The 20,257-nt window shown below is 68.1% G+C and carries 18 protein-coding genes; 14 read left to right on the top strand and 4 right to left on the bottom strand.

From position 1 onward, the window contains the following. Positions 1–48 precede the first annotated feature (48 nt). Complete coding sequence (locus ASF60_RS04070) at positions 49–858, bottom strand: IS5 family transposase (RefSeq protein WP_056180775.1); 810 nt, start codon at positions 856–858, stop codon at positions 49–51. Between the two features lie 471 nt (positions 859–1,329). On the opposite strand from ASF60_RS04070, the gene ASF60_RS04065 reads away from it, so the two are divergent. From ASF60_RS04065 to ASF60_RS04025, 9 genes are all read left to right on the top strand, one after another. Continuing rightward, positions 1,330–2,847, top strand: coding sequence for a sensor domain-containing diguanylate cyclase (locus ASF60_RS04065; RefSeq protein WP_056180771.1), 1,518 nt, complete (start codon positions 1,330–1,332; stop codon positions 2,845–2,847). A gap of 992 nt (positions 2,848–3,839) precedes the next feature. Continuing rightward, entirely contained in the window at positions 3,840–3,929 is a 90-nt protein-coding gene (locus tag ASF60_RS04060; protein WP_036267122.1) for a K(+)-transporting ATPase subunit F, read from the top strand. Positions 3,930–3,942: 13 nt separating this feature from the next. Then, the gene (gene kdpA / locus ASF60_RS04055; RefSeq protein ID WP_056180767.1) at positions 3,943–5,658 is read left to right on the top strand and encodes a potassium-transporting ATPase subunit KdpA; all 1,716 of its coding nucleotides are present in this window, start codon (positions 3,943–3,945) and stop codon (positions 5,656–5,658) included. Position 5,659: 1 nt separating this feature from the next. Further along, complete coding sequence (locus ASF60_RS04050) at positions 5,660–5,881, top strand: hypothetical protein (RefSeq protein ID WP_056180762.1); 222 nt, start codon at positions 5,660–5,662, stop codon at positions 5,879–5,881. A 68-nt stretch (positions 5,882–5,949) separates the two neighbouring features. After that, positions 5,950–8,043 carry a potassium-transporting ATPase subunit KdpB gene (gene kdpB, locus ASF60_RS04045; RefSeq protein WP_056180759.1) on the top strand — a complete coding sequence of 698 codons (2,094 nt, stop codon included), beginning with the start codon at positions 5,950–5,952 and terminating at the stop codon, positions 8,041–8,043. 33 nt (positions 8,044–8,076) lie between these two features. Beyond that, positions 8,077–8,682 (top strand): K(+)-transporting ATPase subunit C, encoded by a 606-nt coding sequence (locus tag ASF60_RS04040; RefSeq protein ID WP_056180757.1) that lies wholly within the window; start codon positions 8,077–8,079, stop codon positions 8,680–8,682. Between the two features lie 24 nt (positions 8,683–8,706). Beyond that, positions 8,707–11,427, top strand: a complete 2,721-nt coding sequence (locus ASF60_RS04035; protein ID WP_056180754.1) for a sensor histidine kinase — start codon at positions 8,707–8,709, stop codon at positions 11,425–11,427. Then, positions 11,424–12,119 (top strand): response regulator, encoded by a 696-nt coding sequence (locus tag ASF60_RS04030; RefSeq protein ID WP_056180751.1) that lies wholly within the window; start codon positions 11,424–11,426, stop codon positions 12,117–12,119. The genes ASF60_RS04035 and ASF60_RS04030 overlap by 4 nt, the downstream gene beginning before the upstream one ends. A 112-nt stretch (positions 12,120–12,231) precedes the next feature. Then, positions 12,232–12,690, top strand: a complete 459-nt coding sequence (locus ASF60_RS04025; protein WP_056180748.1) for a PTS sugar transporter subunit IIA — start codon at positions 12,232–12,234, stop codon at positions 12,688–12,690. Here ASF60_RS04025 and ASF60_RS04020 read toward each other — a convergent pair. Together ASF60_RS04020 and ASF60_RS04015 are read right to left on the bottom strand one after the other, a co-directional pair. Further along, positions 12,683–13,117 carry a fumarylacetoacetate hydrolase family protein gene (locus ASF60_RS04020; RefSeq protein ID WP_056180745.1) on the bottom strand — a complete coding sequence of 145 codons (435 nt, stop codon included), beginning with the start codon at positions 13,115–13,117 and terminating at the stop codon, positions 12,683–12,685. The genes ASF60_RS04025 and ASF60_RS04020 overlap by 8 nt on opposite strands. A gap of 655 nt (positions 13,118–13,772) precedes the next feature. Further along, positions 13,773–14,006: a hypothetical protein gene (locus ASF60_RS04015; protein WP_056180742.1), complete on the bottom strand. Its 234-nt coding sequence runs from the start codon at positions 14,004–14,006 to the stop codon at positions 13,773–13,775. Positions 14,007–14,221: 215 nt separating this feature from the next. Here ASF60_RS04015 and ASF60_RS04010 point away from each other — a divergent pair, with 215 nt between their 5' ends. The 4 genes from ASF60_RS04010 (at position 14,222) to ASF60_RS03995 (ending at position 17,308) form a co-directional block, all read left to right on the top strand. Further along, positions 14,222–15,613 (top strand): TAXI family TRAP transporter solute-binding subunit, encoded by a 1,392-nt coding sequence (locus ASF60_RS04010; protein WP_443136724.1) that lies wholly within the window; start codon positions 14,222–14,224, stop codon positions 15,611–15,613. A gap of 17 nt (positions 15,614–15,630) precedes the next feature. Further along, positions 15,631–15,825, top strand: coding sequence for a DUF2934 domain-containing protein (locus ASF60_RS04005; protein ID WP_056180740.1), 195 nt, complete (start codon positions 15,631–15,633; stop codon positions 15,823–15,825). 119 nt (positions 15,826–15,944) lie between these two features. Beyond that, positions 15,945–16,904 (top strand): magnesium and cobalt transport protein CorA, encoded by a 960-nt coding sequence (locus tag ASF60_RS04000; protein ID WP_443136723.1) that lies wholly within the window; start codon positions 15,945–15,947, stop codon positions 16,902–16,904. A gap of 158 nt (positions 16,905–17,062) precedes the next feature. Then, positions 17,063–17,308, top strand: a complete 246-nt coding sequence (locus ASF60_RS03995; protein WP_056180737.1) for a hypothetical protein — start codon at positions 17,063–17,065, stop codon at positions 17,306–17,308. A 738-nt stretch (positions 17,309–18,046) separates the two neighbouring features. Here the strand turns inward: ASF60_RS03995 and ASF60_RS03990 are convergent. Continuing rightward, positions 18,047–18,934: a LysR family transcriptional regulator gene (locus tag ASF60_RS03990; protein WP_056180734.1), complete on the bottom strand. Its 888-nt coding sequence runs from the start codon at positions 18,932–18,934 to the stop codon at positions 18,047–18,049. Between the two features lie 136 nt (positions 18,935–19,070). On the opposite strand from ASF60_RS03990, the gene ASF60_RS03985 reads away from it, so the two are divergent. Next, positions 19,071–20,207: an aldo/keto reductase gene (locus ASF60_RS03985; protein ID WP_244478320.1), complete on the top strand. Its 1,137-nt coding sequence runs from the start codon at positions 19,071–19,073 to the stop codon at positions 20,205–20,207. The last annotated feature ends 50 nt before the right edge of the window (positions 20,208–20,257 follow it).

The following is a 20,257-nucleotide window of genomic DNA, read 5'->3' as shown; positions in this document are numbered from 1 at the left end:
CCTTCGGAAACGGTCTTGGAGCGCCTTGAACTCCGCAGCTAGAGGCTGTTATGAACCGCTTGCCAGTTGAGCGGCCTGTTTGAGCATAAGGCAGACGAAGGCGACGATGTGGAGATCGGCGAGTGTGCTGGGATAGCGCTCGTAATCCTTGACGAGGCGGCGGAAGCGCGTCGCCCAGGCGAAGGAACGCTCCACGACCCAGCGGCGCGGCAGGAGGATGAAGCCGCGCTTGGCCTCCGGGAGTTTGACGACCTCCAGTTCGATGCCTTGCTCGCGGGCCGCCTTGGCTGGCTTTTCCCCGGTATAGCCCTGGTCGACATAGGCCAGATCGACGCTATCCCCGGTAGCGGCCTGCACGGCCTCGGCCAGATGCCCGACCTGGGCACGGTCGTCGACATCGGCGGGGGTGACGTGCAGGGCCAGGAGATGGCCCAAGGTGTCGACGGCCAGATGGACCTTCGAGCCCTTTTTGCGCTTGGCCCCATCGTAGCCGGCCCGCTCGCCACTCTCGGGCGTCGAGCGAAGGGTCCGACTGTCGAGGATGGCTGCGCTTGGCTCAGGAGAACGCCCGGAAGCTAAGCGCAGGAGCGCACGCAGATCGTCGGCCAGTTGCTCGAGGCAGCCTGCCGCCAGCCAGCGCTGCGCCTGCTGATAGACGGCTTCCCAGGGCGGGAGGTCGTGGGGCATCCACCGCCAGGGTGCACCCGTCTTCACCACGTAGCGCAATCCGTTGAACGCCTCGCGAAGTGAATACTCACGCTGCCCCGCATCCTCGCGCAGCAGCGTCAGGTACGGCGCGACCAGCGCCCATTCATCATCGGAAACATCGGACGGGTAGGCTTGGCGCGAAGAGGTCATGCCTCCTCATCTGGATTCCCGATCGCCTAGGTCCATAACAGCCTCTAGTCGTTCCGCCCACCCGGCTCCGCGTCAGTAAGCGAGGGGACGTAGGCGCATCATCCGCATCGACCGGCCTCGACGGCCTGCGGGGAGTTCCACTGGGAGAATTCGGTGCAGCCCCTCAGAACGAACCGGCGGCCCTTGCATGTGGCATGGCCGGCTTGCCGCAAAGGCTTGTGCTTGGATCGCTCCGGGACGCCTTCGAGTAAGGCGTCAACCCGTGATGCTTTCCGGTTCGATAGCCGCGGAGGCTGGGTATCCGTAGACGGTGATCCATGGACCAGACGGGCGCGATCCTGATCGTGACGATGCAGGAATCGTTAGCATGGATTGTTTTGGTGCGCCTTTTACCGGTCCCTTCAAAGGCCCGTTAGGCCCTGGCATGCCAACAATACATTCGCCGGGAACCCCGCTCGCGAAAGGCCGTCGATGTCCCTGCCGCCCCGACTTGCGCGAGGGCTTCGCTCCGCCCGCACGTGGATCGCGCTCGGCATCCTCGCCCCCCTCGGCATGCTCGTCGTCTCCGGGGTGATGCTGCTCGATCTCCGACAGGACGCCTGGGACAAGGCCGGGCAGACCTCGCGCAACCTCCTGCAGGTCATCGAACGCGACATCGCCCGGAACGTCGAGCTGATCGACCTCACGCTCCTGGCCGTCCAGGACAACCTGCGTGCGCCCGGACTGGCGAAGCTCGACGCGTCCATGCGCCAGCTCGTGCTGTTCGACCGCGCAGCCACCGCCAAGGATCTCGGCGTCCTGTTCGTCCTCGACGAGAACGGCGACATCGTCGAGGACGCCGCGGTCTCACCCCCGCGCAAGGGCAACTATGCCGACCGTGACTACTTCCAGGCCCACAAGGCCAACCGGCACCTCGGCCTGTTCATCGGACGCCCCATCGTGTCACGCCTGACCGGCGAGCGCATGGTCAACTTCACCCGGCGCATCGACAAGTCGGACGGCTCCTTCGGCGGGTTGGTGCTGGGCAGCCTGAAGCTGACCTACTTGGGGCGCCTCTTCGACCAGATCGGCCTTGGCCGGGACGGTGCGATCAACCTCTACCTGAAGGACGGCACGCGCATCACCCGACACCCCTTCCTGGAGGCCGACGTCGGCGTGAACATCGCGGGCTCCAGAACCTTCGACCGCTTCGCGCGGGAGGGAACGGGCGCCTTCGTCGAGATCTCCGTCCGCGACGGCGTGCGCCGGCTCTACACGTTCACTCGCGTCGGCGAGCTGCCGCTGATCCTGAACGTGGCGCTTTCGGTCGACGAGGTCGAGGCCGGGTGGCGGACGAAGGCCGCGGTGATCGGGTCGGTCGTCCTCGTCCTCTGCGGGCTGACCGTCGGCCTGTCCCTGCTTTTCGGGCGTGAACTCCGCCGCCGCGCCGCGATGCAGGCCGAACTCGCCCGGCTCTCGGAGACCGATACCTTGACCGGGCTGGCCAACCGCCGTCGCTTCGAGGAGGCGTACGCCCGAGCCTGCGCCGATGCCGGGCGTACGGGCAGGCCGCTGTCGCTGCTCGTCGTCGATGCCGACCACTTCAAGCGCTACAACGACCGCTACGGCCACGCGGTCGGCGACGAGGTGCTGAAGGCGCTCGCCCGTTGCCTGTCCGCGAGCGTGCACAGGCCCGAGGACCTTGCCTGCCGTGTCGGCGGCGAGGAGTTCGTCCTGCTGTTGCCGAACACCGACAGGGCCGGGGCCCGCTGGGCCGCGGGGGAGGTGCACGCCCAGGTCTCGGGCCTGTTCGTTCCGTCCGCCAGCATCGGGGCGGGCGCCGTCACCGTCAGCATTGGCTCGGCCACCGGCGTCGCCGATGCCGCCGACCTCTACGGTCGTGCCGATGCCGCACTGTACGAGGCCAAGGCGGGCGGGCGGAACCGCACGTGCTACGCCCCTTTCTGCGGGGACGCGGCCGGGAAGGTGCCGGCGCTTCGACTGGCGTGACGGTAAGCAGGGACGGTCCCAGGCCGCGACGCGTCAGGCTGGCAAGCGCGACCCCGTCGACGCAAATGCTCTTCTCGACCGCATCACGGACTCGTACATCCCGCCTCGGCGAAGCACGCCCTCGGCTTACGGCTGCCTTGCGCTTCGGGTGACTGCAGACAGGTCGATGGCAGCTTTGCCTATCGGTCGGTCCTGCCGCACGGCGTGCCCTTATGACTTACCTATACGGAGGCTCACGTCTTCGTCTTGTTTCCTCATGGGCAAAGCGAGACGTCTCGCGCCACCGGGCATCCGCTCGGGTGGAGCACATCAATGCGTATGTTTCGGGATATCGCCACCGAATGCAGGGCTGACCGCATCTTCGCTGCCTTGGTCGCCGCCCTGGGCGCTTGGTCGCCCCTATCCGTCACACTCCTGGCCCTGAACCTCCTCGACCTGTTTCCACGGCCTTGAGCATCGGTTCGCGTGCCGGTTTCCCGGATCGCCTGACCAGTCACGGCCTTCGGTCGAAAATACCTTCGACGCCGGAGAACGCCGATGCGCATGTGGCCGTCGAACTTCGGCGGATCAGCGGTCGGTGCCGTGCCTGCGGCATCGCATTCGGAGGCTTCCTGAGGCAGGACACCGGGGTCATCCAGGTCGACCGTGGCCAGTGGCGTGCCTCATGCCCAGGCGCGGGACGCCTCTCTACACCCTGCGCCTGCCGGGGTCTTCAGGACAGCCTCCGCCGGATGAGCGCTCCATAACGCCCAGGGCTGCGCGGAGCCGGCCAATCCTAATGCAATACTTATAAAGTCGGCCTTGCGTCCCTCTCGAACCCTAATGCGGTTCCGGGCCACATCAGGGGGCGAGCGCGACCGGTCACGGTACCGGCCCGCCGAACCGGAACGGACGCTTCATGCTCGACCTCGTCTTCATCGCCGCGGGCCTCGCCTTCTTCGGCCTGGCCGCCGGCTACGCCGTCCTCTGCGAACGCCTCTGAGACACCCGCCATGACCCTCGACCTGACGCTTGGCGCCCTCGTGACCCTGGGGCTGCTCGGATACCTCACCTACGCCCTCGTCCGCCCCGAGCGGTTCTGAAGGAACACCTCCCATGACCCTCAACGGCTGGTTCCAGATCGCGCTGTTCTGCGCGGTCGTCGTCGCGTTCGCGCGCCCATTCGGCGGCTACATGACCCGTGTGTTCACGGGTGAGCGCACACTTCTCTCGCCCGTGCTCGCGCCCGTCGAGCGCGGGCTCTACCGCGTCGCCGGCATCAACGGCGCGCAGGAGCAGCACTGGCTGGCCTACGCGCTCTCCATGCTGGCCTTCCACGTACTCGGGTTCCTTGCCCTGTACGCGCTGCTGCGCCTTCAGGCGGTTCTGCCGTTTAACCCGGACGGGCAGAGTGCGGTCGCGCCGGACCTTTCCTTCAACACCGCGGCGAGCTTTACCACCAACACCAACTGGCAGTCCTACGGCGGCGAGACGACGATGTCGTATCTCACGCAGATGTTGGGCCTGACCCACCAGAACTTCCTCTCGGCCGCGACCGGCATCGCGCTGGCCGTCGCCCTGGTGCGCGGGTTCAGTCGCGCCTCGGCCAAGACCGTGGGCTCGTTCTGGGTCGATCTCACCCGTACCACCCTCTACGTGCTGCTGCCGCTCTGCGTCGTCTACACCCTGTTCCTGGTCTCCCAGGGCATTCCCCAGACGCTCGGCGGTGCGGTGGACGTCACCACGCTGGAAGGCGCGAAGCAGACCCTGGCGGTCGGGCCCGTGGCGAGCCAAGTCGCCATCAAGATGTTGGGCACCAATGGCGGCGGCTTCTTCAACGCCAACGCCGCCCATCCGTTCGAGAATCCGACGGCGCTGTCGAACTTCGTCCAGATGATCTCGATCTTCGCGCTGGGCGCGGCGATGACCAACGTCTTCGGGCGGATGGTCGGCGACGAGCGCCAGGGCTGGGCGATCCTCGCCGCCATGGGCGTGCTGTTCCTCGCCGGTGTCACGGTCGTCTACTGGGCCGAGAGCGCGGGCAGCCCCATCCTGAACGGGCTTGGCCTGACCGGCGGCAACATGGAGGGCAAGGAGGTCCGGTTCGGCATCGTCGCCTCGGCCCTGTTCGCGGCCATCACCACCGCGGCCTCCTGCGGTGCGGTCAACGCCATGCACGACTCGTTCACGGCGCTCGGCGGCATGATCCCGATGATCAACATGCAGCTCGGCGAGATCATCGTCGGCGGCGTGGGTGCCGGCCTCTACGGCATCCTGGTCTTCGTCATCGTGACGATCTTCGTGGCCGGCCTGATGGTCGGGCGCACGCCGGAATATCTCGGCAAGAAGATCGAGGGACGCGAGGTCAAGATGGCGATGCTCACCATCCTCTGCCTGCCCCTGATGATGCTGGGCTTCACCGCCCTGGCGACGGTGGTCGCGGCAGGCCTCGCGGGACCAGCCAATGCCGGCCCGCACGGCTTCTCGGAGATCCTCTACGCCTTCACCTCGGCGGCGGCCAACAACGGCTCGGCCTTCGGCGGGCTCACCGCCAACACCGCCTTCTACAACACCACGCTGGGCCTCGGCATGCTGTTCGGCCGGTTCTTCGTCATCGTCCCGGCGCTCGCCATCGCAGGGTCGCTGGCGGCCAAGAAGACCGTGCCGGCCTCGGCCGGGACCTTCCCGACGCATGGTGGCCTGTTCGTCGGTCTGCTGGTGGGCGTGATCCTCATCGTCGGCGGCCTGACCTTCTTCCCGGCGTTGGCGCTGGGACCCATCGTCGAGCACCTCGCGGGCGGCCTCGGCCAGACCTTCGCGGCGGGAGGCTGAGATGCAGCACCTCTCGCTACCGCACCGCGTCCCGAAGCGGTCGTGCAACCGCCGTGCGCTTTCCGTCCACCGGCCCCGTCCCCCGACCTGGGACCGGGTGCAGCGGAACCGCCGTGACCTCCGTCTCTCGGACGTCATCCTCGGCATGCTCGGGCTCACCCTACTCGGCGCCCTCGGCATCATGGCCGGGGCGGTCCTCCTGGGCCGCACCCTCACACCCTGAGCCTCGCTCGGCGACGCGCGACCGCGCCGCCGCCCAAGATGCCTCCCCATTCAATCCGGACACCCGCAATGGCCCGCCCAAACTCGACAAGCCTGTTCAGCGCCGCCCTCGTCGGTCCGGCGCTCATCGGCGCCCTGACCAAGCTCGACCCGCGCAAGATGATCAAGAACCCGGTCATGTTCGTGGTCGAGGTCGTGGCCGCGCTGACCACCGTCCTGTTCATGCGTGACGTCCTGACAGGCGGCGCCAACCTCGCCTTCTCCGGCCAGATCATCCTCTGGCTTTGGTTCACCGTGCTGTTCGCCAACTTCGCCGAGGCCATCGCCGAGGGACGCGGCAAGGCCCAGGCCGACAGCCTGCGGCGTACTCGCACCGAGACCATGGCCAAGCGCCTGAAGGGCCCGGGCCGGCAGTTCGAGACCATCCCAGGCAACGACCTCAAGGTCGGCGACGTGGTTCTCGTCGAGGCCGGCGACATCATTCCGTCGGACGGTGAGGTCATCCTCGGCGTCGCCTCGGTGAACGAGGCCGCCATCACCGGCGAATCCGCGCCCGTCATCCGCGAGTCGGGTGGCGACCGCTCGGCCGTGACCGGCGGTACCCAGGTTCTGTCCGACGAAATCCAGGTGCGCATCACGGCGGCCGCCGGATCGACCTTCGTCGACCGCATGATCGCCCTCGTGGAGGGCGCGTCACGCCAGAAGACCCCGAACGAGATCGCACTCAACATCCTGCTCGCCGGCCTCACCATCATCTTCGTGTTCGCGGTGGCGAGCATTCCGAGCTTCGCCTCTTACGCCGGCGGGTCGATTCCGCTCATCGTGCTAGTCGCCTTGTTCGTGACCCTGATCCCCACCACCATCGGCGCGCTCCTGTCCGCCATCGGCATCGCCGGCATGGACCGTCTCGTGCGCTTTAACGTGCTGGCGATGTCGGGCCGTGCCGTGGAAGCAGCCGGCGACGTCGACACTCTCCTCCTCGACAAGACCGGCACCATCACGCTCGGCAACCGGCAGGCCACCGAGTTCCGTCCCGTGCGCGGCGTAACGGAGCAGGATCTCGCCGACGCCGCCCAGTTGGCGTCGCTCGCCGACGAGACGCCGGAAGGTCGCTCCATCGTCGTGCTGGCCAAGGACAAGTACGGTATTCGGGCGCGCGACATGGGAAGCTTGAACGCCACCTTCGTGCCGTTCACGGCGCAGACCCGGATGAGTGGCGTCGACCTCGACGGTTCGTCCATCCGCAAGGGCGCCGTCGATAGCATCATCGCCTCGGTGAGCCAGCAGCCGATGGCGACGCGCGGCTCCAGCGCGGCCTTGGCCTACAGTCCGGGCATCGCCGACGAGACGGTGCGTGAGATCCAGGCCATCGCCGAGGACGTTGCCAAAGCGGGTGGCACGCCGCTCGCCGTGACGCGGGACGGCCGGCTTCTCGGCGTCGTCTACCTGAAAGACATCGTGAAGGGCGGCATCCGCGAGCGCTTCGCGGAACTCCGCCAAATGGGCATCCGCACGGTCATGATCACTGGCGACAATCCCATGACCGCCGCCGCCATCGCGGCGGAAGCCGGCGTCGACGATTTCCTCGCTCAAGCCACGCCGGAGGACAAGCTGGCGCTGATCCGCAAGGAGCAGGCGCAGGGCAAGCTCGTGGCCATGTGCGGCGACGGTACCAACGACGCCCCCGCGCTCGCCCAGGCCGATGTCGGTGTCGCGATGAACACCGGCACGGTGGCGGCCCGCGAGGCCGGCAACATGGTCGACCTCGACAGCGACCCGACCAAGCTCATCGAGATCGTCGGCATCGGCAAGCAGCTTCTGATGACCCGCGGAGCCCTGACCACGTTTTCCATCGCCAACGATGTCGCCAAGTATTTCGCCATCATCCCGGCGATGTTCCTCGTGCTCTACCCGCAGCTCCAGACCCTGAACGTCATGCGGTTGGCCTCGCCCGAGAGCGCGATCCTCTCGGCGATCATCTTCAACGCGCTCATCATCGTCGTACTGATCCCGCTGGCACTGAAGGGCGTGTCCTACCGCGCGGTCGGCGCCGGCGCCCTGCTGCGCCGCAACCTCCTGATCTATGGGCTTGGCGGCATCCTCGTGCCCTTCATCGGCATCAAGGCCATCGATCTGGCCATCACCGCCCTGCACCTCGTCTAAGCCCCATTGAACCCCGACATCAGGCCAAAATCCATGCTGAACCAGCTTCGCCCCGCCCTCGTCCTGCTGATCGCCCTGACGGCTCTCACGGGACTCGCCTACCCCCTCGCGATGACCGGCCTCGCCGGAGCCATCTTCCCGGCCAAGGCCGCCGGCAGCCTGATCGAGCGCGACGGCAAGGTCGTCGGCTCCAGCCTGATCGGGCAGTCCTTCACCAGCGAGCGCTACTTCCAGGGCCGCCCCTCCGCCACGAGCGCGGCGGACCCGGCGGATGCCACCAAGACCGTTTCGTCGCCCTACAACGCAGCGAACTCCTCGGGCTCGAACCTCGGCCCGACCAGTGCCGCGCTGGCCGAGCGCGTGAAGGCCGACCTTGCATCGCGCCAGGCCGAGAACCCGGGCAAGCCCGTCCCCGTCGACCTCGTGACCACCAGCGGATCTGGGCTCGACCCCGACATTTCGCCCGAGGCCGCCCTGTTCCAGGTGCCTCGGGTCGCCAAGGCGCGCAGTCTGTCCGAGGATCGAGTTCGCTCCCTGGTCGAGAGCGAGGTCCAGGGCCGGTTCCTCGGCGTCCTCGGCGAGCCCCGCGTCAACGTCCTTGCCCTGAACCTCGCCCTGGACAACGCGGGGTCGAAGTAAGCTCGCCGTACGATAGGCCGCTCCATGTCGACGCCCCATCACGATCCCGACCGCCCTTCGCCCGACGCACTGCTTGAGGCCGCGCGCCGGGAAGAGGGCCATCGCGGCCGGCTCAAGGTGTTCCTCGGGGCGGCGCCTGGGGTCGGCAAGACCTACGAGATGCTCACCGTCGGACGGGCACGTCTCAAGGCTGGCACGGACGTGGTCGTCGGGGTGATCGAGACGCATGGCCGTGCCGAGACCGAGGCCCTGGTCGAGGGCTTCGAGATTGTGGGGCGCCGTGCGGTTCCGTACCACGGCGCCGTCCTGGAGGAGATGGATCTCGATGCCCTCCTTGCCCGCCGGCCGGCTCTGGCACTGGTGGACGAGCTCGCCCACACCAACGCACCCGGCTCGCGCCACCCGAAACGCTATCAGGACGTCGAGGAACTCCTCGACGCCGGCATCGACGTCTACACCACCCTCAACATCCAGCACGTCGAGAGCCTCAACGACGTGGTCGCCCAGATCACCCGCATCCGGGTGCGGGAGACCGTACCCGACGGCGTCCTCGACCGGGCGGACGACATCGAGGTGGTCGACCTCAACCCGAACGACCTCATTCAGCGCCTGCGCGACGGTAAGGTCTACGTGAAGGGGAACGCCGAGCGCGCGCTGAAGCACTACTTCTCCCGAGGCAACCTCACGGCCCTTCGCGAACTGGCGCTCCGCCGCACCGCCGACCGCGTCGACGACGAACTCCTGAGCCACATGCGGGCCAACGCCATCGCGGGCCCCTGGGGGGCGGGCGAGCGCGTCCTCGTCTGCGTCAGCGAGGATACGCGCTCGGCCGGGCTCGTGCGTCATGCCAAGCGGCTCGCCGACCGGCTGCACGCGCCGTGGACGGCCATTACGGTCGAGGGCCCCCGCAGCCTCTCCCTCGACGAGGCCGCGCGCGACCGCATCGCCGACACCCTGCGCCTCGCCGACCGCCTCGGTGGCGATGCCGTGACGATTCCGGGCGGACGGCGCGTGGCCGACGACATTCTGGCCTATGCCCGCTCGACCAACGTCAACCACATCATCCTCGGCAAGGCCGACCGGTCGCCGCTGTTCGAGCTCCTCAACGGTTCGGTGGTGCACGACATCGTCCGGCGCTCGGGCAACATCAGCATCCACGTCATCACCGGCGAGGCGATCAAGGCCGATCCCGTCCCACCGAAGACGGTGGCCACGGCGCCTTCCGCGCGCGCCTTCATTCCAGGCCACTATGGCCTGGCGCTGGCTGCGACGGCCCTGGCGCTCGGGCTCGCGCTCCTGTTGCAGCCCTATCTCGGCGTCGAGAACGCCGACCTCATCCTGCTGACCGCGGTGGTGGCGGTGGCAGTGCGCTTCGGGCTTGGCCCCTCGCTCACCGCGGTCCTGGCCGCCTCGCTGTCCTACAACTTCTTCTTCCTGCCGCCGGTCTACACCCTGACCATCACCGACCCGACCAACGTCGCCGCGTTCCTGCTGTTCACGGTGGTCGCCGTGGCCGTCTCCAATCTGGCATCCCGTTCCCGGCGCGAGGCGGTGGTCTCGCATGGCCGGGCCAGGGCGACGGAGCAGCTCTACGGCTTCAGCCGCAAGCTCGCCGGCTGCGGCACCCTCGACGACGTGCTCTGGGCGACCTCGGCCCAGATCGCCGCGATGCTCCGGGTCCGCGTGGTGATCCTGCTTCCGGATCAAGGGACGGTCTCGGTCCGCGCCGGCTTCCCGCCCGAGGACACCCTCGACGCCGCCGATCTTGGTGCAGCCAAGTGGGCCTTCGATAACGAACGGCCGGCAGGCAGGGCCGCCGACACCCTGCCCGGCGCCAAGCGCCTGTTCCTGCCCATGCGCACGGGGCGCGGCATCGTCGGCGTGATCGGCCTCGACGCCGACGGCACTGGGCCGATCCTCTCGCCCGAGGACCGCCGCCTGTTCGACACGCTCGCCGACATGGCGGCGCTCGCCATCGAACGGGTGCGCCTGGTGGAGGACCTCGACCGGTCCGAGCGTGCCGCCGAGACCGACCGCCTCCGCCAGGCCCTTCTTACCTCGATCAGCCACGACCTGCGCACCCCGCTGTCCTCGGTGCTCGGTGCGGCCACGACCCTGCGCGACCTCGACGAGGCTTTGCCCCGCGACGCCAAGGTCGACCTCCTCGCCACCATCATCGCGGAATCGGAGCGGTTGAACCGCTTCATCGTCAACCTCCTCGACATGACACGGCTGGAGGCGGGTGCCGTGGCCGCGAGCCTCACCCCGCAGGACGTCGGCGAGAGCGTCGACACCGCCTTGCGCCGACTGGGACCGATCCTTTCCGGGCACCGGGTGCACCTGGACCTCCCGACCACCCTGCCGGCCCTGAGGCTCGATCCCGTCCTGTTCGAACAGGTGCTGGTCAATCTCCTCGACAACGCCGCGAAGTATGCCCCCGAGGGCTCCACCGTCACCGTCAGGGGCGTAACCGAGCAGGGCCAAGTCCGGCTCCAGGTCCTTGACGAGGGCGACGGCCTGCCCGCGGCCGACGTGGAGCGCGTGTTCGACAAGTTCTACAGGGTCCGCAAGTCCGACAGCGTCCGGGCCGGGACGGGGCTCGGCCTCGCCATCGCCCGTGGCTTCGTCGAGGCCATGGGGGGCACGCTTACCGCCGGCAACCGCGGCGACCGCCTCGGCGCCGCCTTCACCATTATCCTGCCCGTCCCGTTTCCGGGACGCAGCCAAGCGGACCTCGCCGCATGAGCGTGAACATCCTCGTCATCGACGATGAGCCACCGATCAAGAAGCTCCTGCGCATGGGCCTCGCCACGCAGGGCTACGAGATCTTCGATGCGCCGGACGCCCGCGCCGCCCTCGACGTCCTGTCGCGCGAGACCGTCGACCTCATCATCCTCGACCTTGGCCTGCCCGACATGCGTGGCCACGACCTGCTGCGCCTCATCCGACAGGACCACCGCGACCTCCCGGTGGTCGTCCTGTCGAGCCGCGACGACGAGGCGGGCAAGGTCGAGGCACTCGACCTCGGGGCCGACGACTACGTCACGAAACCCTTCGGCATGGGCGAACTCCTGGCCCGCATTCGCGCGGCCCTGCGCCACCAACTTGCGGTCCAGGGCGAGCGCGCGCTGTTCGAGGTCGACGGCCTCAGCGTCGACTTGGTGCGCCGTCTCGTCCGGGTGCGCGGCGCCGAGGTGAAGCTCACCCCGCGCGAGTACGACTTCCTGCGCGTGCTGATCCAGCATGCCGGCAAGGCCCTGACACACGCCCAGCTCATGAGCGAGGTCTCGACCTCGTCCGACCCGCAGTACCTGCGCGTCTACATGCGCCAGCTCCGCCTCAAGCTGGAGGCCGACCCCGAGCGTCCGTGCATCCTCCTGACCGAGACCGGCGTCGGGTATCGCCTGCGTGCACCGGAAGACGATCTTCGGGTCTGAGGGGCGCTCGTGACCGGAACGCCAGCTTGAGACGAAGCCATCCCCACCCAATTCCATTCGCCGGAGCCTACGCTGTGAACGTCCCTGTCCCCGTAAAACCTGGCCCGTCGGCATGACCATCGGCGAACTCGTATCGCCGGAGAACGTGGCCGTCGGGGTGCGCGTATCCAACAAGGCGGCGCTTCTGGATGAACTCGCCCGGCGGGCCGGGGATGCCTTCGGCCTAGATGTTATGACGGTCCGCCTCGCGCTTGAGAAGCGCGAGGGCCTCGGCTCGACCGGCGTGGGCGACGGCATCGCGCTGCCGCACACGCGACTTGATACGGTCCATCGCCCCTGCGGCCTGTTCCTGCGCCTTCGCGAGGCCATCGCTTTCGACGCGGTCGACGAGCGTCCCGTGGACCTCGTCTTCCTCCTGCTTCTCCCGGCAGCGCCCCAGGGCACACAGCTGAACGCGCTCGCCTGCGCCGCCCGGCGCCTGCGTCAGACCGAGACCGCGGACGCGATGCGCGGGGCCCGGGACGCCGCCGCCCTCTACGCCCTCATGCAGGGCGGCGTTCCTGTCAGATGAGGCCGAGGGACACCGCGCCGAGGTTCTGGAACTCGGCGCGAACCCGTTGACCGGGGACGACCTGGACCAAGCCGGTGCAACTGCCCGTCGCCACGATCTCGCCGGCCTCGATGCGGCGACCACGGTTCGAGAGACGCCGGGCCAACCACGCAACGCCGGCGACCGGGGTCCCGAAGGTATCCGCCCCGCGCCCCCGGGCGACGGTATGGCCGTCGAGGCTCAAAGAGATGGCCGTTGCCGCGAGGTCGGCCGCGCGCCAGTCCGGTACGCGGGGCCCGATGACGTGGATGACGTCGAGGCCCAGATCGGCCGTCGCCGTGCAGGCGTTCAGAGGTGTGCCATGGGGAAACCCGCCGGCCGAGGAGGTGCAGTTCGAGATGGCAGGCGAGGCAGGCGTCGGCAGCCTCGTCCTCGCCGGCCGCCCCATCCGCCGGGCACTCGAAGGGACGCCCCAGGACGAAGCAGAACCCCGCCCCGGCGCCGATGGTCCCCTGCGGCAGTAGGAAGGTGGTGCCGTCCTCCAGCATGGCTCCCTGCATGAGCGGGGCGGCCACCGGTTCGCTACAACCGAGAAGTCGGCTGGTCGCGGCGCTGGTGGCGCCGAGCGCGTAGCCGATCTGGGCATCACCCAGGATGCGCAGGATGGCCTCCTGCACCTCCTCGGCGTCGGCCATTCCGCCCAGGCGATGGAGACCGGCGTCACGGCTCACCCGACCGGCGCGATGGGCCGACGCGATCTCGCTCGCGATCCGGTCGATCTCCTCATGTGCGATCCTCATCGTCTTCGATCCTGGATGGGTACGCCTGCATGCCGGGAACGGTGAAACCCACGTCCTCTCGTGGCGCGGCCTTCTCGCCGCCGGAGCCCCCGTACGGCGAAGTGGTGGATCAACGCCACAGCCGGCCAGCCGAGGCAGAGCGTCAGCATCGTCCCGGGAGCGGGAAGGCCCGACGCCCAGGCGGTCCCGGCAAGGAGCGAGAGAACGCTAGCCGTGGCGAGGAACCGCGTGACGAGATGACGGGCCCGCCGCGCCCGGAGACGCCGGGCGCCAGTCCCGGTCGTATGCGCGACGGCACTCATGTCACAGCCGAAGCTCGACGCGGTCGGTCGAGACTACGACCGCATCCGGGCGATGGTCGGTGACGTCGGTTGCGTAGTGCAGCGCGTCATGCCGGGTCCGGAACAGGCCCCCGCCCAGGCCATGGACCTCCATGGCGACCCAGTGCCCCTGGGGGTCCTGGCCAACGATGAACCGGGTCGATGGGGACGGGGCCGCCTCGGAAACGATGGCGGCGACCGGAATGGTGACGGGCATGGAACGGCTGGGGTTCGCGCGATCCATCGGTGGACCGCCCCCATAAGCTGGACCCACCCGCATAAGGGTTCGAGCGGGAGCCCGGGGCTTCCGCATAAGTGTCCCATGAGGATTCCGATGAAATTTACGGGCATCCGGCGACGCTCACTCGCAAGGGGCTCGTCATCTGCCCACCTCTGCCCGGAAGGCCAAAGGCCGCTTGGGGGGATGTGCACTTGAACGGGAAGCGTTCGCTGGCTTGGCGCGTGGCATGGTTCTGCGCGCCGGTCCTGGCATTGGCCATCGCCGGCCTCGCCTATGCCTACCTCACGCATCCGACCACGCTCGTCGTCGCCGTCGCGCCCAACGGCGGCAGAGAGCCGGCGCTGCTGCGTGCCTACGCGGAGGCGCTGACCAAGGGCAAGGCCTCCATCCGGCTGACCCTCGTTCCCTTCGGAGGGGTCCGAGAGAGTGCCGAGGCGCTGCAGGACGGCAAGGCAGACCTCGCCGTGGTACGGCCGGACGTCCTGATGCCGCGCAACGGGCTCACCCTGGCTGTCCTGCGCGAGCAGGCGACCCTCGTGGTCGCACCTCGCAAGGCCGGGATCGATGCGTTCCCCGGCCTTGCCGGCAAGCGGCTCGGCATCTTGGCTCCCCGCACGGCCGACCATGCCCTGGTGCGCGGCCTTATGGAGCGCCACGGGTTGGAGGTGCGTAACAACGCTCCCGATGGAGGCGCATCCCCGAAGGCGGTGTCCCTCGTGCCCGTCGAAGAGGCGGACCTTCCCGCGTCCCTCGCCGCCAGGCGCATCGACGCCGTGATCCTTCTGACCACGCCGATATCGGCGGCGGCCCAACGCATCGTGGGGCTCATCCGGGATGCGGACGGGAATCGCGAGGCGGCGCTGTTCGGGATCTCGGATATCCCGGCGACCCTGGCCCGGATGCCGCGCCTCCAGGCCGTCACCGTCCCAGCCGGACTGTTCGACGGCGAGCCGCGCCTACCGGCGGAGGACATCGCGACGGTGGGCGCCTCCTATCGGCTGATGGCCCGCGCGACCCTGTCGCGCAGCATCGCCGCCGAGGTGACCCAGCATTTGTTCGAGATGCGCTCACTCCTCGCCGAGGCGACCTCCGCGGCGGAGGATGTCACCCATCCGGCCTACGACACCACGGTGGGCGCCACCAGCGCGCGACTGCCCATTCATCCTGGCGCCATCGACTACTACGAGCGCGAGCAGGAGAGCTTCATCGAGCGCTACGAGAGCTGGATCTACCTCGTGGCGATCTTCGGCGGCGGCCTTGGATCGGTGGTGGCATGGCTACGCCAGCGGGTTGGACGCATCCGGCGCGAGCGCATCGAGGTGGCGACCCTGCGATTGCTGGAGATCCGCTCGAATGCACGCAGCGAGACCGATGCGTGCAAGCTGGAAGGGATGGCGGCCGAAACGGACGACCTTGCCGCCAGCGTCGCCCGGCACGCGATGAGGCGGACGACGGAGCCACGGACGCTGGCGGCAGCCACGCTCGCCGTCGACGCGGCACGATCCACGATCCGAAGACGCCTCGGACGAAGTGGGAAGGAAGCGGCGGCAAACGAAGTGGCTGGACCGGCGACGGAAGACTGAGGGGGAGGGGGGATAGGATGACGACGACGAACCAGGTCCACTTCGAGCGCATTCGCGAGCGTGCCTATGAGCTCTGGGACCGGAACCACAGGCCGGAAGGGCTCGACATGCAGTTCTGGCTACTCGCCGAAAGGGAACTCAGGGCGGCAGGGATGAACACGACGGAACAAGCCGAGGATGGCGATGTCCCTCACGAAGGATGTGCGGCATGAGCCTCGGCGTGGCGCCCAGGGACGGGATGGGCAATGCCAGATCCCCGTCGACATCGACAGGCAAACTCATCCCTGAGGCTACGAGCGTCGCCACCGGGAGCGGGGAAGTCCCAGGCGTCGTGGCGTCCGGGGTCTACGCTGGCGGATGCCGGATCGCGGACATCCGAATCGACGAGGCCGGGGAGTGGTCACGCCGGCCCGATCACGTCGTATGGATCGGCCTCTACCAGCCCTCGATGGAGCTCCTGGAGCAAGTACAGGCCCAGTTCGGCCTGCATCGCCTCGCCATCGAGGACGCCCGGCACGCCCACCAGCGCCCCAAGGTCGAGCGATACGGCGAGGGCCTCTTCGTGGTGGTGCGCACGGCCCAATTGGTCGAGGGGCGCATCGCGCTTGGCGAGACCCAGATCTTCGTCGGCCGGGGCTACATCGTCACCATACGTCACGGCGCATCGGCCTCATACGCACCCGTGCGGGAGAAGACCGAGGCCTGCCCCAGGCAGCTCGCCCACGGCGAGGACTACATCCTCCATGCGGTGCTCGACTTCATCGTCGACAACTACCGACCGGTCATGGAGACCGTCATGGCCGAGGTGGAGGCCATCGAGGACCGCGTCCTCAAGCGTGAGCTCCTCCCGACCGAGGTCGAGCGCCTGTACCTGCTGCGTCGCGACCTCCTGCGCCTGCGCTCCGCCGTGGTCCCTTTTGTGGAGGTCTGCCGGAAGCTCGAACACGATGACATGGTCGCCATCGACGAGGAGATGCAGCCCCTGTTCCGTGACGTCTCGGACCACCTGCGCGGCGTCCAGGAAGAGATCGACGCGATGCGCGAGGTGCTCGCCTTCGCCTTCGAGGCCAGCCTGATGCTGGGCCAGGCCCAGCAGACGGTCATTACTCGCCGGCTCGCGGCCTGGGCCGCCATCCTCGCCGTCCCGACCGCCATCGCCGGCATCTACGGCATGAACTTCGAGGTCATGCCGGAGCTGAAGTGGCGTTACGGCTACTTCGTCGTCCTCGGAGGCATCTTCACGGCCTGTGCCGTCCTGTACTGGCGCTTCCGGAAGAACGGCTGGGTCTAGTGCAAGTTAGGCCTGCGTGGCGTGGTTTGTCTCCCCTCGACGGTTCGCAGCCCTGGTCGATTCGAGGGCCTACCACGTGCTGCGGGTGCAACTGCCAAGCAGCCGGATGCGTTCTGGAACCCGCACCCGGGTTTGGCCGGATGCCGGTAGGATCAATCATGTCGGTACGTTTCGGGCTGGGCATCGCGCTCGCCACTTTCATGACAGGCGCCGCGTTGGCGGCTCCCATGTCACCAGAGGAGAAGGCCGTCCTGCAGCAACAGTGTGCCGGCGATTTCACGACCTTTTGCGCGGGCCTGCCGCCGACGGACGGTCCCGAGACGCAGGCTTGCTTCCAGAAGAACATGTCGAAGCTGTCGCCCGGGTGCCAAACCGCCATCAAGGCTTATCAGAAGAAGAGCTGAGCTCGCCACGGCTCCACTCTCATGCGCGTCATGAACACGACCGTACAACGGTTGCCCGGCGGGTCCGGCAGACAGGCTTGGCCATCCTGACAATCCGCCCTTGAAGCCATGAATGAGCGAGGGTCGGGACGTTGCATCCAGCTACGTCCCAACCCTGTCGCTGTAAGTGAGCCTCCGGTCGGTACGGTAAGGATACACCCGTTCACGCATCGCCGGACGCTCACCGCGATCCGCAGCGGCCGAGTTTCCACACCCCCGACGGAGCGGAGACGCCACTTCCGGAGAGTTGTCCCAGCCGCTCGCGGTGCGCGATGAAGCGCTTGGCGAGGTTGAGAAACCAAACCCTGGCGACCGCCTAGCCTTCCGCCGCGACCGTGCCGTCCTCGCGATAAGGGGGCATCGTCGTCCTGACCTTCGGGTCGACGCCGTTGGCGCCGGTCTCGGATACGAGGACCCACTCCTTCGCGGGGGGGACCCACCTCGGTGACCTGATGGTCGCCCGTATGGCGTCTGCCACGGACCATACGGGCACCCGTAAGTGGTCAGGCTCCAAGGCAGAACTGGATCACCCGAGGCGTGAGGGCGACGTCGGCTTCTATGCACGGCCGGCCGTAAGCAGACCTTCTGAACTCGACCCAACCCAGACGTAACAGTCACTGCGAGTACCGCCCGAAAGCAGTCATAGAGCCGAGGGAGGCTGGACGGGAAAGATCGGGGCGGAAGTGGGCATCGGGTCGTTCACATGCGCATGGCTTCGACGAAGGCTTGGAATGCCGCGCTGGGCTGTCGACGGCTCGGATAGTAGAGGTGGTTCGGCGGCAGGACCGGTGCCCAACCCGCGAGGACCTCGACGAGCGCGCCGCTCTCCATCTGTCGTTCCACATGCGGCCGCGGCAGGCAGGCGACACCGAGGGCGGCGTCCGCGGCGTCGCGCATCACGTCGACGTCGTTGGTGACGAAGGACCCAGGCACCGCACGCCCGAACCGATGTCCGTCCCGCTCGAACTCCCAGACGTGGATCGTGCCCGAGGAGGTGTAGCGGTAGCAGAGGCAGCGGTGCCGGCCGAGGTCATCGGGCGCTTGTGGGGCATCGTTGCTTTTGAGGTAGGCGGGCGCGGCCACGAAGACGAGCGGCACGGGGTCGCTGATCCGTACCGAGATCATGTCACGCTGCAGTTCGCCCTCATGCCGGACCCCGCAATCGAAGCGTTCGGCCACGATGTCGACGAGCCCGTCGTTGACCACGAGCTCCACTGCAACGTCGGGGTAGCTGGCGGCGAACGGCGTCAGACGCGGGAGGACGACGTGCACGGCCGCTGGCCGATGCGCGTTCACTCGGATGCGGCCGGCGGGCCGCTCACGGTTCATGGCCAGCGCGCCGAGCGCCCCTTCGACAGAGGCCAGGGCCGGGCGGAGGCTCTGCAGGAGGTCAACACCCGCCTGCGTCGGAGCGAGTGAGCGCGTGGTCCGCTCAAGGAGACGGATGCCGAGCTTTCCTTCGAGAGCACGCATGGTGTGGCTGAGGGCGGAGGCGGAAAGACCGAGGCGCACCGCTGCCCGCGCGAAGCTGCCGGCCTCGACGATGGCGGCGAACACAGCGAGCCCCGACCAGAGATCGCGATCCATTCCTGAGAATCCTTCAGCAACCCGTGCGGCTTTCCCTGTCTAATCCGCATGCTGGTTACGGTCCATGTTCGCCCTGCTCACCCCGGGAACTCCCTCCCGGCCCCCCGGGGCCGTTGAAGGGAGACCCGCTCCGTGCATGCTCGTGACAGAAAGCTTCCTGATGACCCTCCACTCCTATCGCGCTCTCGGCAGGTCCGGGCTCCTCGTGAGCCCTCTCGCGCTCGGCACCATGACCTTCGGCACGCCACGGTGGGGCTTGGACGAGGCAGACAGCCGCGCGGTGTTCGACCGCTACACCGAGCTCGGCGGCAACTTCGTCGATACGGCCGACGTCTACGCAGGCGGCCGGTCTGAGGAGATGGTCGGTGCCTTCGTGGCGGAGCGTGGTCTCCGGGAGCGATTAGTCATCGCCACGAAGTCCGGCTTTGCCACGGGCCAGGGCATGCACCAGGGAGGCAACGGCGCACGGCACGTCCGGGCGGCGGTCGAGCAGTCGCTGGCCCGCCTGCGGACCGACTTCATCGACCTGTACTGGGTGCACGTCTGGGACGGCATTACGCCGGCCGAGGAACTGTTGGAGACGATGACGGCCCTTATCCGGGCAGGCAAGATCCGCTACTGGGGCCTGTCCAACACGCCGGCTTGGTACGTAGCCGAGATCGCCACGCTGGCGAGGCTGCGCGGCCAGCCCGTGCCCATCGGGCTGCAGTATTTCTACTCGCTCGTCGAGCGCGGGGTGGAGAACGAGCACGTCCCCTTGGGACAAGCGTTCGGCCTTGGCCTCGTGCCGTGGAGCCCGCTCGCCTATGGCCTGCTGGCGGGAAAGTACGACCGTGCCGAGGTCGAGGCTGGCCCTGCGCGGCGCGGGGGAGTTCCGAACCAAGGAGTCGCGAATGACCAAGCGCGCCCCGAGGGAGACAAGCGGCTCGACGGCGACAATCCCTTCGGGGACATGCTGTTCACGGACCGCAACTGGCGGATCGTGGACGTCTTGAGGCGCGTCGCCGAGGAGGCGGACCAGACGCCGGCCCGCGTGGCCTTGGCCTGGGTCGTCGGACGACCGGGTGTCGCCTCAACACTGCTAGGGGTGAGCCGGGCCGAGCAGGTGACCGACAACGTGGCAGCGCTCGGTCTCACTCTCTCGGCCGAGCATGCCGCGGCGCTCGATGCCGTGAGCGGTGGCAGCGAGAACCTCCTTTACAGCTTATCCCGACCACCCCTCCGCAACCAGGTCGTGTTCGGCGGTGCCGAGGTTCAGGGTTGGCAAGCATGAACGGCGCTTCGCCACGGCAGAGTCGCGGGCTCCTTACAGGGAAAGCTCGC

The organism is Methylobacterium sp. Leaf113 (genome assembly GCF_001423325.1).
Classification (GTDB): Bacteria; Pseudomonadota; Alphaproteobacteria; order Rhizobiales; family Beijerinckiaceae; genus Methylobacterium.
Note: the sequence above shows the minus strand (reverse complement) of the source record. Positions and strands in the feature narration are given on the sequence as shown.

What these genes read in the sequence shown, in the direction of transcription:
- ASF60_RS04060 (WP_036267122.1), top strand. Translation starts at nt 3,840, where the DNA reads ATGACCCTCGACCTGACGCTTGGCGCCCTCGTGACCCTGGGGCTGCTC.
- ASF60_RS04035 (WP_056180754.1), top strand. Translation starts at nt 8,707, where the DNA reads ATGTCGACGCCCCATCACGATCCCGACCGCCCTTCGCCCGACGCACTG.
- ASF60_RS04030 (WP_056180751.1), top strand. Translation starts at nt 11,424, where the DNA reads ATGAGCGTGAACATCCTCGTCATCGACGATGAGCCACCGATCAAGAAG.
- ASF60_RS03985 (WP_244478320.1), top strand. Translation starts at nt 19,071, where the DNA reads ATGCTCGTGACAGAAAGCTTCCTGATGACCCTCCACTCCTATCGCGCT.
- ASF60_RS03995 (WP_056180737.1), top strand. Translation starts at nt 17,063, where the DNA reads ATGTCGGTACGTTTCGGGCTGGGCATCGCGCTCGCCACTTTCATGACA.
- kdpB (WP_056180759.1), top strand. Translation starts at nt 5,950, where the DNA reads ATGGCCCGCCCAAACTCGACAAGCCTGTTCAGCGCCGCCCTCGTCGGT.
- ASF60_RS04005 (WP_056180740.1), top strand. Translation starts at nt 15,631, where the DNA reads ATGACGACGACGAACCAGGTCCACTTCGAGCGCATTCGCGAGCGTGCC.
- ASF60_RS03990 (WP_056180734.1), bottom strand. Translation starts at nt 18,934, where the DNA reads ATGGATCGCGATCTCTGGTCGGGGCTCGCTGTGTTCGCCGCCATCGTC.
- ASF60_RS04015 (WP_056180742.1), bottom strand. Translation starts at nt 14,006, where the DNA reads ATGCCCGTCACCATTCCGGTCGCCGCCATCGTTTCCGAGGCGGCCCCG.
- ASF60_RS04025 (WP_056180748.1), top strand. Translation starts at nt 12,232, where the DNA reads ATGACCATCGGCGAACTCGTATCGCCGGAGAACGTGGCCGTCGGGGTG.
- ASF60_RS04070 (WP_056180775.1), bottom strand. Translation starts at nt 858, where the DNA reads ATGACCTCTTCGCGCCAAGCCTACCCGTCCGATGTTTCCGATGATGAA.
- ASF60_RS04020 (WP_056180745.1), bottom strand. Translation starts at nt 13,117, where the DNA reads ATGGGGCGGCCGGCGAGGACGAGGCTGCCGACGCCTGCCTCGCCTGCC.
- ASF60_RS04050 (WP_056180762.1), top strand. Translation starts at nt 5,660, where the DNA reads ATGCAGCACCTCTCGCTACCGCACCGCGTCCCGAAGCGGTCGTGCAAC.
- ASF60_RS04040 (WP_056180757.1), top strand. Translation starts at nt 8,077, where the DNA reads ATGCTGAACCAGCTTCGCCCCGCCCTCGTCCTGCTGATCGCCCTGACG.
- kdpA (WP_056180767.1), top strand. Translation starts at nt 3,943, where the DNA reads ATGACCCTCAACGGCTGGTTCCAGATCGCGCTGTTCTGCGCGGTCGTC.
- ASF60_RS04065 (WP_056180771.1), top strand. Translation starts at nt 1,330, where the DNA reads ATGTCCCTGCCGCCCCGACTTGCGCGAGGGCTTCGCTCCGCCCGCACG.